Source organism: Glaciibacter superstes DSM 21135 (genome assembly GCF_000421145.1).
Lineage (GTDB): Bacteria > Actinomycetota > Actinomycetes > Actinomycetales > Microbacteriaceae > Cryobacterium > Cryobacterium superstes.
Map to the genome: position 1 here is coordinate 72,036 of NZ_ATWH01000006.1, position 13,461 is coordinate 85,496.

Consider the following 13,461-nt stretch of genomic DNA (forward strand, 5'->3'; position numbering starts at 1 on the left):
TCCCTAGCCTACGTTCGTACCTTCAAGATAGCGATCGTAACCTTCATCTTCGAGACGGTCGGCCAGCTCGTGGCCGCCCTGTTCTGCGATGCGTCCGTTCACGAATACGTGCACGAAATCCGGCTTGATATAGCGGAGGATGCGTGTGTAGTGGGTGATCAGTACGATTCCGAGGCCGGTCTCGGCCTTCGCGCGGTTGACGCCTTCCGACACGATCTTCAGCGCGTCGACGTCGAGCCCAGAGTCGGTCTCGTCGAGAACAGCGAACCGTGGCTTCAGCAGTTCGAGCTGGAGGATCTCATTGCGCTTCTTCTCACCACCGGAGAATCCCTCGTTGACGTTCCGCTCAGCGAAGGCCTTGTCCATCCGCAAGTTGGACATCGACTCCCGAACGTCTTTCACCCAACCGCGAATGGCCGGTGCTTCACCGTCGATGGCGGTCTTGGCGGTGCGCAGGAAGTTGGTGACGGTGACGCCGGGGATCTCGACCGGGTACTGCATGGCCAGGAACAGGCCAGCGCGTGCGCGCTCGTCCACCGTCATGGTCAGCACCTCTGCACCGTCGAGGAGGATCGACCCGCTCTCAACGTGGTACTTCGGGTGGCCGGCGATCGTATAGGCAAGAGTGGACTTACCTGAGCCGTTCGGCCCCATGATCGCGTGGATCTCGTCTTCGTTGATGACGAGGTCGACGCCACGGAGGATCTGCTTGACGCCCTGGTCGGTCTCGACAGTGACGTGTAGGTCTTTGATTTCAAGGACGGACATGAACTGGTATCTCTTTCGTTTGTGCGGCGCCGCGCCGGGCGCCCGCGAATTCTGGCCTAGACGGCGAGGATGATGGAGGGGTCGATGTACACGTCGCCGTCAATGAGATCGACCTGATACACCGGCACGGGCTCATAGGCCGGCAGGGTGAGCGGTTTGCCGGTTCGAAGGGAAAACATCGAGCCGTGCGCCCAGCATTCGAGCGTGTCATTCTCGACGAACCCCTCGGAGAGCGAAATATCGCCGTGCGTGCAGGTGTCACCGATGGCGAACACGTCGCCTGCGGCGTCCCGCACCAAAGCGATCGGGATGTCGCCGATCTCGACGCGGACCGCCTGGTTCGGTTCGAGCTCGTCGAAGGCACAGACTCTGGTGGAGGCCATGGCTACTCGCCGTCCGATCCGCGAAGCTCGGCTTCGATGGCCCCCTGGAGACGTTCCTCGAGAATTGGCAACCCGATCTTCTGCACGATCTCTGTCAGGAACCCCCGCACGACGAGTCGCCGCGCTTCCTCTTCGGGGATACCGCGTGACTGCAGGTAGAACAACTGCTCGTCGTCAAAGCGACCCGTTGCGCTCGCGTGCCCGGCCCCCAGGATGTCTCCGGTCTCGATCTCCAGGTTGGGGATCGAATCCGCGCGAGTGCCCTCGGTGAGAACGAGGTTGCGGTTCTGCTCGTAGCTGTCTGTACCAGCCGCCTTGGGTCCGATCAGCACATCGCCGATCCAGACCGTGCGCGCGCCGTCGCCCTGCAGCGCGCCCTTGTAGGTCACCCGGCTGCGGCTGTGCGGAGCGTCGTGGTTGATGTAGACCTGCTGTTCAAGGTGTTGCCCGGCGTCGGCGAAGTACAGCCCAAGCGCTTCGATATCGGAACCAGCGCCGACCAGATGGATCGACGGGTTGACGCGCACGATGCTGCCACCGAGCGAGACCACCACGTGCTTGAGGCGTGCGTCCCGTCCGACGGACGCGAAATGGTTCGCCAAGTGCACGGCCGTGTCATCCCACTCCTGCAGCGAGACGACGGTGAGGTTCGCGGACTCACCAAGGATGATCTCGACGTTCTCACTCAGTCGGGCATCGCCGACGTTCTCCAGTATCACGACCGCCTGGCTGAAGGGCTTCGCTTCGATGAGAACGTGGGCCCCGCGCGCGGCAGCACCGAGTAGTGCCCTGGTGAGGGTGAACTCCTTCGGCTCCTCACCGCTGACGGTAATGGCAAGTGCCTTTTCGAATGCGGTCCAGGCGTTGGCGGCGGCTCGCTCCTCCGGGGCACCGGCCGAACCGACCCTGGCGTCATCCCTGGGCACCCAGGCGACATCGATGCCGGAGGCGGGCTCCCACGACACGTCGTACGGGGTGCCGTCTAGTTCCCCGGAGGTGAGGTCGGTGAACCGGGATACCGGCGAAAGTTTCCAGACCGCTTCGCGACCGGTGACAGGTCCGAAATCGGCGACCTCAAAACTCTTGAACCGTTCGGACCTGGTCTGCACCGGCACGAAGCCGAAGCGCCCATCTGAGTGTTCCTTGATTCCGTGCTGTTCGGCTGTGGGTAGAGCTGTCGAAGCGGTGTTCATAACTGCAGGGGCGACGGACATCAACCGACGGATCCTTCCATGCCCATTTCGATGAGCTTGTTGAGTTCGAGGGCGTACTCCATTGGGAGTTCCCTGGCGATCGGTTCGATGAAGCCACGCACAATCATCGCCATCGCCTCGGTCTCTGGCAGGCCGCGGCTCATCAGATAGAAGAGCTGCTCTTCACTGACCTTGGAGACCGTGGCTTCGTGGCCGAGCTTCACATCGTCGACTCGGATGTCGATGGAGGGGTAGGTATCGGAGCGCGACTGAGTGTCGACCAATAGCGCGTCACAGATGACCGAGTTCGACGAATGGTGCGCTGTCGCGTCAATGCGTACCTCGCCTCGATAGCCCGACCGGCCGCCGCCCCGAGCGATCGACTTCGAGACGATTGACGACTGGGTGTACGGCGCCATGTGCACCATCTTGGCGCCCGCGTCCTGATGCTGGCCGGGGCCGGCGAACGCCACAGACAGCGTCTCACCCTTCGAGTGCTCCCCCATCAGGTAGATCGACGGGTATTTCATGGTCACCTTGGACCCGATGTTCCCGTCCACCCACTCCATGGTGGCGCCCTCTGCAGCCGTCGCACGCTTGGTGACGAGGTTGTAGACGTTGTTCGACCAATTCTGGATCGTGGTGTACCGAACGCGGGCGTTCTTCTTGACCACAATCTCCACGACGGCGGAGTGCAGGGAATCTGACGTGTAGATCGGGGCAGTGCAGCCCTCGATGTAGTGCACGTAGCTGCCTTCGTCGGCGATGATCAGGGTGCGCTCGAACTGACCCATGTTTTCGGTGTTGATCCGGAAGTAGGCCTGCAGGGGGATCTCGACGTGCACGCCGGGCGGAATATAGACGAACGACCCGCCGGACCAGGCGGCCGTGTTCAGCGCAGCGAACTTGTTGTCGCCGCTCGGGATGACGGTTCCGAAGTACTCCTCGAAGAACTCAGGATGCTCGCGGAGGGCGGTGTCGGTGTCGGTGAAGATGACGCCCTGGGCGGTCAGGTCTTCGCGAATCTGGTGGTAGACCACTTCGGATTCGTACTGGGCCGTGACTCCGGCGACCAGGCGGGAACGCTCTGCCTCCGGGATGCCGAGCTTCTCGTAGGTGTTCTTAATGTCGTCCGGCAGGTCTTCCCAGGTCTGGGCCTGCTTTTCGGTCGAACGAACGAAGTACTTGATGTTGTCGAAGTCGATGTCAGAGAGGTCTGCGCCCCAGGTGGGCATCGGCTTGCGCTCGAACAACTGATGTGCCTTGAGACGGCGCTTGAGCATCCACTCAGGTTCATTCTTCAAACGGGAGATGTCGGCCACGACTTCTGGCGAGATTCCACGTTTGGCGGATGCCCCGGCAGCGTCGGAGTCGGACCAGCCGAACTCGTACACCCCCAGGCTGTTCAGTTCGGGGCGGTCAAGCAATACGTCCGACATCAATACCTCTTCTCCCACCCTCAACAACCCGGATATCAGTCCGGTCATTCCCGGACATGCCTCCACAAGGGAGACCCTGTACCGGAAACGGGTTGCGAGGACGGCTACGTTGCGAACCTGAGGTTTAGTCCTTCCGCCGCCCCTGGTCGAGAGTGGGGCTGCGCGACTAATCCATGAAACACTTCATTCTACAGCCAGTGAGCGCGAATAGTAGAGCGGCGGCTGAGTGTTTGCCCCATGAGCAGGGTGAATCTTGGCACGATCCAGCACGGCACGATCAAGAGAGAGCATGACCGGTGAAGAGAATCTACGGGTGGTTGCCCGGCCACGTTGACAGCAGGGTGCGGGTGGTCGCCTGGGTGTACCTGGCAGCGCAGATCCTTCTGGTCGGGACCGGTGGCCTGGTGCGCCTCACCCAGTCTGGGCTCGGCTGTCCGACGTGGCCCCAGTGCACAGCAGACTCGCTCGTCAACACTCCGGAGATGGGCATCCACGGCATCATCGAGTTCGGTAACCGGTTGCTGGGTGTCGCCCTCGGACTCCTGGCGATCGCGGCCTTCATCCTGGTTCTCCGCCTACGACGTAGCCGACCTGACCTGTTCTGGCTGACGCTGCTCGCCGGTCTTGGAATCCCCCTCCAGGGCCTGATCGGCGGGATCACCGTGTGGACCCAGTTGAACCCGTACGTCGTCGGATTGCACTTCGTTGACTCGATTGGGCTCGTCGTGCTGTGCACGGTCTTCGTCTATCGCACTCACACCTCGGCGCGCCCACGAACGGCGGCGGCCCCACGGTGGTTCGGCGCCCTGGCATACGTCACCGCCTTCTTAGTGCTGCTGACGATCTGTGCCGGCATCCTGACGACTGGTTCCGGGCCGCACGCGGGTGACGCGGATGCCCCGCGCAACGGCCTCGACCCTGAGTTCCTGCAGCACGTGCACAGCTGGCCCGCCTACGCAACGCTTGCACTCACTCTGACGCTGGTTGTCGGCGCCCTCGTGCTGAAACTCCCCGCGCGTACCTGGGCGGGTGTTCTGCTCGTGGTCGAACTCGTACAGATTCTGGTCGGGCTCGTTCAGTCGAATACCGGGCTACCACCGTTCCTGGTCGGTATCCACATGGTCCTGGCCTGCATCCTGGTATCAGCGATGACCGCGCTCATTGCGCATCTGAAGGTGCCGGCCAACACCAGGGATGTCGCAACCATCATTGTCGCGGAACGCGAGCACGCCGCCGGCTGAGCTCCGCGCGATCCATGTCACGAGACGACACCAGCCGGTCCCGGTTGCCTATACTGGGAACGCTCGCCAATCGCGTGACTGACGCTGCTGCCCACCCGGGTGGGTACCGCCGGCCGATCGTGAAGCCGATGATGTCAATGGGCGCGCTACACCTCTAGTGGGAGCGGGTTGTGACACCTGCCCTCTGGTATTCGAAAGGGTCATAACAAGTGGCAGCACTGCAGTGGGAATCCATCGACAATCAAGCGGTAGACACGGCGCGCATTCTTGCCGCAGATGCGGTTGAGAAGGTCGGAAACGGTCATCCGGGAACTGCCATGAGCCTGGCTCCCGCCGCCTACCTGCTCTTCCAGAAGGTGATGCGTCGTGACCCGTCAGACAACACCTGGATCGGACGCGACCGATTCGTCCTGTCAGCCGGCCACAGCTCGCTGACCCAGTACGTGCAGTTGTACTTCGGCGGCTATGGCCTGGAACTCGAAGACCTCAAACAGCTCCGCACCTGGGGTTCGAAGACTCCAGGGCACCCGGAATACGGCCACACCGACGGCGTCGAGATCACCACCGGACCGCTCGGGCAGGGCATCTCCTCCGCGGTCGGCTTCGCCTATGCGAGCCGATTTGAGCGCGGACTGTTCGACCCGGATGCGGCCGCAGGCACCAGCCCGTTCGACCACTTCGTTTACGTCATCGTCAGCGACGGCGATCTGGAAGAAGGCATCTCGAGCGAAGCGTCGTCGCTTGCCGGTCACCAGCAGCTCGGCAACCTCGTCGCGATCTACGACAGCAACCAGATCTCGATCGAAGACGACACCGACATCGCTTTCACCGAGGACGTCAAAGCACGCTATGAGGCGTACCACTGGCATGTCCTGGTCGTCGACTGGAAGAAGACCGGCGTCTATTCCGAAGATGTGCAGGAACTCCACGCAGCCATCGAAGCGGCCAAGGCGGTCACCGACAAGCCATCGATGATCATCCTGAAGACGATCATCGGCTGGCCAAGCCCGAAGAAGCAGAACACCGGCAAGATCCACGGCTCCGCGCTCGGTGCCGACGAGCTTGCCGCGGTCAAGGAGATCCTCGGTTTCGACCCGAACCAGACATTCGAGGTCGCGGAAGAGGTCATCGACCACACCCGCAAGGCACTGGAGCGCGGCGCGGCCGCGCACGCAGAGTGGAATGTACAGTTCGACGCCTGGGCGAATGCCAATCCAGAGCGCAAGGTCCTCCTCGACCGCATCCTCTCCGGCGACCTGCCAGACGGCGTCGATGCCGCACTCCCGGTGTTCGAAGGCGGCACGGAGATGTCGACCCGCGCAGCGTCAGGCAAAGTGCTGAACGCGCTCGGTCCTGTCATCCCCGAGCTGTGGGGCGGCTCTGCCGACCTCGCGGAGTCGAACAACACCACGCTGACCGGTGCCGCGTCGTTCGTTCCCGAAGAGCACTCCACCCACGAGTGGTCAGGCAACAAGTACGGCCGCGTCCTGCACTTCGGCATCCGTGAGCACGCGATGGCCGCGATTCTCAACGGAATCGTGCTGCACGGCAACACCCGGCCGTTCGGTGGTACCTTCCTGATCTTCAGTGACTACATGCGCCCGGCCGTTCGACTTGCCGCCCTGATGAAGGCGCCATCAATCTTCGTCTGGACACACGACTCCGTCGCGCTCGGTGAAGACGGACCGACCCACCAGCCGATCGAGCAGCTCGCCTCGCTTCGCGCGATCCCCGGGCTCGATGTGGTGCGGCCCGGCGACGCCAATGAGGTCGCCTGGGCCTGGAAGACCATCCTCGAACGCCGGGGCGGTCCGGCCGGAATCGCGCTCACCAGGCAGAACATCCCCGTATTCGCCCGAGGCGACGGCGCGGCATCCGGAGACACGCTCGCCTCGGCTGAGAACACCTCGAGGGGCGCATACGTGCTCGCAGAGGCCGCAGGCGGAAGTCCCGACGTGATCCTGATCGGAACGGGCTCAGAGGTGCAGCTCGCCCTGGCGGCACGAGACGAACTGAAGGCGGATGGCATCAACGCCCGCGTCGTCTCTGTTCCCTGCCTGGAGTGGTTCGAGGAGCAGAGCGCCGAGTACCGCGAATCGGTTCTCCCGTCCGGCGTCAAGGCTCGGGTATCGGTTGAGGCAGGAATCGCGTTGACATGGAAGAGCTATGTCGGCGACAGCGGTCGCAGTGTCTCGATCGAGCACTTCGGTGCATCGGCGGACTACAAGACCCTGTTCCGCGAGTTCGGAATCACGACGGAAGCCGTTGTGGCTGCCGCCAAGGAATCGCTCGCCGCGCTCTGAGCGCAGCATAAGCACTAGGAGACAGACACAATGACTGAAACAACTCCCCTCGCCCAGCTCTCAGCTGCGGGCGTCAGTATCTGGCTTGACGACCTGTCGCGCCAGCGCATCGCATCGGGTGGCCTGCAGAAGCTCATCGATGAGAAGAACGTGGTCGGTGTCACCACCAACCCGACGATCTTCGCCGGCGCGCTCAGCAAGGGCGAAGCCTACGCAGAGCAGGTTGCGAAACTCGCCGCAGCCGGCACCAGCACCCACGATGCGGTGTTCGAGATCACGACGGATGACGTGGCAGCGGCCAGCGACCTCTTCCGACCCGTATACGACCGCACCAACGGTGTCGACGGGCGCGTGTCGATCGAGGTCGAGCCAGGTCTGGCGCACGATGCGGCAGGCACCGTGGCCCAGGCGAAGCAGTTGTGGGCGAAGGTCGACCGGCCCAACGCCATGGTGAAGATCCCCGCCACGGTGGAAGGTCTGGTCGCGATCACCGAGGCCACCGCCGTCGGTATCAGCGTGAACGTGACACTGATCTTCAGTCTGGAGCGTCACCGTCAGGTCATCAACGCGTACCTCAGCGGGCTGGAGAAGGCCAGGGAAGCCGGCATCGACCTGTCGACCATTCACTCCGTCGCTTCGTTCTTCGTCTCCCGGGTTGATACTGAGATCGACAAGCGTCTTGTCGCCATCGGAACCGACGAGGCACTTGCGCTTAAGAGCAAGGCGGGGATCGCCAATGCCCAGCTGGCCTACCAGGTCTACGAGCAGGCATTCGACTCCGAGCGGGCCAAGGGACTCCTCGCAGCCGGTGCAAACAAGCAGCGTCCGTTGTGGGCATCGACCGGTGTCAAAGATGCGAGCCTGCCCGACACGCTCTATGTGACCAACCTGGTCGCCCCCGAAGTGGTGAACACCATGCCGGAGAAGACCATGGAAGCCACGCTGGACCACGGGGTCATCCCGACGGACTCCGTCACCGGCACCTACGACGAGGCGAACGCCGTTCTCGACGCATTGGCCGCGCAGGGTGTCTCGTACACCGAGGTCACCGACCTGCTCGAGTCAGAGGGAGTGGCGAAGTTCATCGTCTCCTGGGGCGAACTGCTCGACACGGTGACCAACGCACTCGAGTCCGCCGCGGTCAAGGCATAACGATGAGCTTCCGAATCTCCGTCAGCGGTGCGGCGGCCGATGCCGTACGCACCAGTGTGCCGACACTGGTCGACGATCTGGTCGCCTCCGGTATCACCGCGCTGGATGCCGCACTGTGGGGCCCTGACGCAGAATCCGAGGCCTCGAAACGCCTCGGCTGGACAGAAGCAGTTGCCATCTCGCGTCCGCTGGTCGCCCCTGTCATCGCGCTGCGGGAGAAACTCGCTGCCGCCGGTGTCACACACATCGCACTTGCTGGAATGGGAGGCTCATCGCTGGCCCCCGAGGTCATCACGCAGACGGCCGGTGTTGAACTCACCGTGCTCGACGCAACAGCCCCAGGCCAGGTACTCGCGGCACTGCACGATCGTCTGGAGTCGACGGCGCTTGTGGTGTCGTCTAAATCCGGGTCGACGGTGGAGACCGACAGCCAGCGTCGCGTGTTCGAGCGCGCCTTCCGCGAGGCGGGGATCGATCCTGCAGAGCGCATCATCGTCGTCACCGATCCCGGCTCTCCGCTGGAAGCGTCGGCGACGGAGGCCGGCTACCAGGTGTTCACTGCCGACCCGACGGTCGGCGGACGCTATTCTGCGCTCACGGCATTCGGTCTGGTGCCGTCCGGCCTTGCCGGCGCCGACATCGGCGAGCTACTCGATGAAGCCGAGTCGATCTCCGTTGCTCTCGCCGTCGACTCCCCAGAGAACCCGGGCCTCGTGCTCGGGGCCGCGATCGCTGCTACCGTGCCGCGCAGGGACAAGCTGGCGATAGTTGCGGATGGCACCCACATTGTGGGATTCGCGGACTGGGCCGAGCAGCTCATTGCAGAGTCCACCGGAAAGCTCGGCACAGGGATCCTTCCCGTCGTGCTTGAGACCGACGCACCCGAACTCTCCGAAAACCTGCCAGACCTTCAGCTCGTTCGTGTTGTCGACGACGCTGGCGAGCATATCTTCGACACTCACGCCGATCGCGACGAGATCCGTGTCAGTGGCACTCTCGGTGCACAGCTTCTGGTCTGGGAGTATGCCGTCGCCGTCGCCGGGCGGTTGCTCGGAATCAATCCGTTCGACCAGCCAGACGTCGAGTCGGCCAAGGTGGCCACGCGTGGCTTGCTCGATGAGCGACCGGAGCCTGAACCGGCCGCATTCGTGTCCGACGGTATCGAGGTGCGCGGAACGCCCCACGTGATCGGCGCAGCCAGCGACCTGGCATCGGCCATCGACGCGCTGCTGGAAGAACTCGGGCCAGACGGATACGTGTCTGTACAGGCTTATGTCGATCGCCTTGCGCTGCCTGAGCTCCTGCAGGTGCGTGGGCTCCTGGCCACGCTCTCCAAGCGCCCGGTCACGTTCGGCTGGGGACCGCGGTTCCTGCACTCCACCGGACAGTTCCACAAGGGTGGCCCTGCGACCGGCGTCTTCCTGCAGATCCTCGCCACTCCGGCGGAGGACCTTGATATCCCCGATCGTCCATTCACGTTCGGAGAACTCATCCAGGCGCAGGCCAGCGGTGACGCCAGCGTACTTGCGGAGCACGGGCGACCGGTGCTCACGCTGACCCTCACCGATCCAGCGAAGGGCGTCACAACGCTCGTGGGCGCATTGCGCTGATCTGACCAGGTCGCCCTCACAGCAGCGTTCCAACCAGAAGGAGCCGCATGTCCCCGGTGGAAATCACCTCGGAATCCAATCCATTGCGTTCACCGTCCGACTACCGCCTCAATCGCATCGCCGGACCGTCGAGCCTCGTCATCTTCGGCGTGACGGGTGACCTGTCACGCAAGAAACTCATGCCGGCGGTCTACGACCTGGCCAATCGCGGCCTGCTTCCGCCCGGCTTCGCACTGGTCGGATTCGCCAGGCGCGATTGGGACGACCAGGACTTCATGGAGGTCGTTCACGAAGCCGTCAAGGAGTATGCGCGCACGGAGTTCCATGAGGACGTCTGGGCCCAGCTCGCAGAGGGCATCCGTTTTGTATCTGGAACCTTCGACGACGATGCTTCGTTCGAGACCTTGAAGGAGACGCTCGACGCCCTCGACCGCGAACGCGGCACCATGGGCAACCATGCGTTCTACCTGTCGATTCCGCCGAAGGCGTTCCCCGAGGTGACAGAGCAGCTTCGGCGCTCAGGGCTGGCAGAGCAGACGGAAGGCCAGTGGCGCCGCGTTGTCATCGAGAAGCCCTTCGGAAGTGACCTGAAGACGGCACGCGAACTGAACAGCGTCGTCGAATCGGTGTTCCCCGCAGACTCGGTCTTCCGGATCGACCATTATCTCGGCAAAGAGACGGTCCAGAACATCCTCGCCCTCCGCTTCGCCAATCAGCTTTACGAGCCGATCTGGAACGCCAACTCGGTCGACCACGTGCAGATCACCATGGCGGAGGACATCGGAGTCGGTGGCCGCGCCGGTTATTACGACGGTATCGGCGCCGCGCGCGACGTCATCCAGAATCACCTCCTGCAGTTGCTCGCCCTGACCGCAATGGAAGAACCGATCTCGTTCGATGCCGCGGACCTCCGCACTGAGAAAGAGAAGGTTCTTGCTTCAGTTCGGCTTCCGGACGACCTGTCGACCGGCACCGCCCGTGGCCAGTACTCCGGTGGCTGGCAGGGCGGCGAGAAGGTCCTGGGTTTCCTCGACGAAGACGGGATGAACCCGGAATCCGTCACGGAGACCTACGCGGCCATCCGGCTCACGGTCGACACCAGGCGGTGGGCAGGTGTGCCTTTCTACCTGCGGGCGGGAAAACGGCTCGGCAGGCGCGTGACGGAGATCGCGGTGGTATTTAAGCGCGCTCCGCAATACCTGTTTGCAGAAAGTCAGACCGCCGAACTCGGGCAGAACGCCCTGGTGATCCGGGTGCAGCCAGACGAAGGGGTGACGATCAGGTTCGGCTCGAAGGTCCCAGGAGTCGGGATGCAGGTGCGCGATGTCACCATGGACTTCGGTTACGGCCATGCCTTCACTGAGGCCAGCCCTGAGGCCTATGAACGCCTGATCCTTGACGTGCTGCTGGGAGATCCCCCGCTCTTTCCTCGCCACGAGGAAGTCGAACTGTCGTGGAAGATCCTTGATCCGATCGAGGAATTCTGGGCGACCCAGGGTCAACCGGAGCACTACCGCCCCGGAACCTGGGGGCCAGACTCCGCAGAGGAACTGCTCGCCCGTGATGGCCGAACCTGGAGGCGTCCATGATCGTCGACCTGCCCGACACCACGACCTCGAAGGTGTCTAAGGCCCTTGTCAGACTGCGGGAAGAAGGCGGGGCCGTTGCGCTGGGTCGAGTTCTGACCCTCGTGATCGCTGCCACCCTCGGCCACGAAGAGGAGGCCATCGAAGCCGCGAACGACGCCTCGCGCGAGCATCCGATGCGCGTCATCGTTGTCTCGACGGAATCAGCACCCGGTTCAGGCGCTGAGAAACGCGAACCGAGGGTGGATGCAGAAATCAGGGTCGGCGGAGATGCCGGAGCCAGCGAGGTCATCGTCCTTCGTGCTTACGGAGACGCCGCGAGCGACCCGGAGAGCCTGGTCACGGGTCTCCTGCTTCCCGACGCACCCGTGGTGGCCTGGTGGCCAGGTGTCGCACCAGAGGTGCCTGCAGAGTCGCCTCTGGGCAGGATCGCCTATCGACGCATCACGGATGCCTCGGCACAGCCGGATCCACAGGCTGCACTCCATCGCCTGTGTTCCAGCTACCATCCTGGCGACACGGACTTCGCCTGGACCAGGCTGACCCTGTGGCGTGCACAGCTGGCCGCCGTGCTCGATCAGCCGCCGTACGAGAGCGTCACCGCCGTGCAGGTCGCCGGTGCGGCGGACTCGCCGTCCACGACTCTTCTTGCCGCCTGGCTGCAGTTGCAGTTGCAGGTCACCGTCGACTACGAGCTCACGCGCGGCCCTCTCGCCAACGGCATCCGCGGTGTTCACCTGACCCGTGCGTCCGGCGTGATCTCACTCGAGCGCGATGTCCCCGACATTGCCACGCTCGCCCAGCCAGGACAGCCGACGCAGGATCTCACCCTCAAGCGGAGAAGCCTCCGGGATTGCCTGTCAGACGAATTGCGTCGCCTCGACCCCGATGAGCTGTACGGTGAAGTCATCACCCGCGGCGTACCAGGGCTGGACGAAGCGGTCGCAGAACAGGCAGGAGTACAAGCGTGACGAATGAACGACGTGTCCTGGTGCACCCGGACAAGCAGGCGCTCGCCGGATCGGTCGCCGCTCGCTTCATCACAAAAACTGTCGACATCCTGCATGAGTCCGGTGAGGCGACCGTCGTCCTTACCGGCGGATCTGTGGGCATCGCCGTGCTCGCGGCCATCAACGAATCATCGGCCAGGGACACCGTCGAATGGTCGAAGGTCAGCTTCTGGTGGGGTGACGAACGCTGGCTTCCCCGCCAGGACGCGGAACGTAACGAGTTGCAGGCCAGGCAGGCACTCCTCGACCACATCGATGTTCCGACCGAGAACATTCACGCGTTTGCCGCGTCAGACGACGGGATCGAACTCGACTCGGCCGCGGAGCAGTACTCCAGGGAGCTGGCAGACCACGCGGCATCCGGCCAGACCCTCCCCCGTTTCGACATCACGTTCCTCGGCGTTGGTCCAGACGGGCATATCGCATCGCTGTTCCCACACCAGGCAGGAATCAGGGAAACGGATGCGTCGGTCATTGGGGTCAGGAACTCGCCGAAGCCCCCACCGGAACGTCTCAGCCTGACCAGGCCGGTGTTGAACAGCTCTGAGCGGGTCTGGTTGGTCCTTGCCGGCTCCGACAAGGCCTCAGCGCTCGGACTCGCCCTTGCGGGCGCAAGCAGGGATGAAGTTCCTGTCGCCGGCATCAAGGGCCGGCGCCGAACGGTCTTCTTCGTCGACAGGGATGCGGCTGCCGAGGTTCCGGAGAACCTCATCGCGCCCAACTACTGAAGCCCGCAGGGCGCAAGGTCCTTCCGGGACCAGCTCAGTTCAGGCCGG

At 63.4% G+C, this 13,461-nt stretch carries 11 protein-coding genes; 7 read left to right on the forward strand and 4 right to left on the reverse strand.

The window, feature by feature from the left end; all coding sequences use genetic code 11:
* Positions 1 to 3: 3 nt before the first annotated feature.
* The 4 genes from sufC to sufB are packed head-to-tail and all read right to left on the reverse strand — an operon-like array spanning position 4 to position 3,783.
* Positions 4 to 768, reverse strand: a complete 765-nt coding sequence (sufC, locus tag K323_RS0109630; RefSeq protein WP_022885076.1) for a Fe-S cluster assembly ATPase SufC — start codon at positions 766 to 768, stop codon at positions 4 to 6.
* A 56-nt stretch (positions 769 to 824) separates the two neighbouring features.
* Positions 825 to 1,151 carry a non-heme iron oxygenase ferredoxin subunit gene (locus K323_RS0109635; protein WP_022885077.1) on the reverse strand — a complete coding sequence of 109 codons (327 nt, stop codon included), beginning with the start codon at positions 1,149 to 1,151 and terminating at the stop codon, positions 825 to 827.
* Between the two features lie 2 nt (positions 1,152 to 1,153).
* Positions 1,154 to 2,365, reverse strand: coding sequence for a Fe-S cluster assembly protein SufD (sufD, locus tag K323_RS0109640; protein ID WP_022885078.1), 1,212 nt, complete (start codon positions 2,363 to 2,365; stop codon positions 1,154 to 1,156).
* Entirely contained in the window at positions 2,365 to 3,783 is a 1,419-nt protein-coding gene (gene sufB, locus K323_RS0109645) for a Fe-S cluster assembly protein SufB (protein ID WP_022885079.1), read from the reverse strand. Before sufB ends, sufD begins: the two co-directional genes overlap by 1 nt.
* 296 nt (positions 3,784 to 4,079) lie before the next feature.
* Here sufB and K323_RS0109650 point away from each other — a divergent pair, with 296 nt between their 5' ends.
* The 7 genes from K323_RS0109650 to pgl all read left to right on the forward strand — a co-directional run bounded on the left by K323_RS0109650 (position 4,080) and on the right by pgl (position 13,413).
* Positions 4,080 to 5,024 carry a COX15/CtaA family protein gene (locus tag K323_RS0109650; protein ID WP_022885080.1) on the forward strand — a complete coding sequence of 315 codons (945 nt, stop codon included), beginning with the start codon at positions 4,080 to 4,082 and terminating at the stop codon, positions 5,022 to 5,024.
* Between the two features lie 209 nt (positions 5,025 to 5,233).
* Positions 5,234 to 7,327 carry a transketolase gene (gene tkt / locus K323_RS0109655; RefSeq protein WP_022885081.1) on the forward strand — a complete coding sequence of 698 codons (2,094 nt, stop codon included), beginning with the start codon at positions 5,234 to 5,236 and terminating at the stop codon, positions 7,325 to 7,327.
* 30 nt (positions 7,328 to 7,357) lie between these two features.
* Positions 7,358 to 8,479 carry a transaldolase gene (tal, locus tag K323_RS0109660; protein WP_022885082.1) on the forward strand — a complete coding sequence of 374 codons (1,122 nt, stop codon included), beginning with the start codon at positions 7,358 to 7,360 and terminating at the stop codon, positions 8,477 to 8,479.
* 2 nt (positions 8,480 to 8,481) lie between these two features.
* Positions 8,482 to 10,089, forward strand: a complete 1,608-nt coding sequence (locus K323_RS0109665; RefSeq protein ID WP_022885083.1) for a glucose-6-phosphate isomerase — start codon at positions 8,482 to 8,484, stop codon at positions 10,087 to 10,089.
* Between the two features lie 47 nt (positions 10,090 to 10,136).
* Positions 10,137 to 11,678 (forward strand): glucose-6-phosphate dehydrogenase, encoded by a 1,542-nt coding sequence (gene zwf, locus K323_RS0109670; RefSeq protein ID WP_022885084.1) that lies wholly within the window; start codon positions 10,137 to 10,139, stop codon positions 11,676 to 11,678.
* Positions 11,675 to 12,646, forward strand: a complete 972-nt coding sequence (locus K323_RS0109675; protein ID WP_022885085.1) for a glucose-6-phosphate dehydrogenase assembly protein OpcA — start codon at positions 11,675 to 11,677, stop codon at positions 12,644 to 12,646. Before zwf ends, K323_RS0109675 begins: the two co-directional genes overlap by 4 nt.
* Complete coding sequence (gene pgl, locus K323_RS0109680; protein WP_022885086.1) at positions 12,643 to 13,413, forward strand: 6-phosphogluconolactonase; 771 nt, start codon at positions 12,643 to 12,645, stop codon at positions 13,411 to 13,413. The genes K323_RS0109675 and pgl overlap by 4 nt, the downstream gene beginning before the upstream one ends.
* The last annotated feature ends 48 nt before the right edge of the window (positions 13,414 to 13,461 follow it).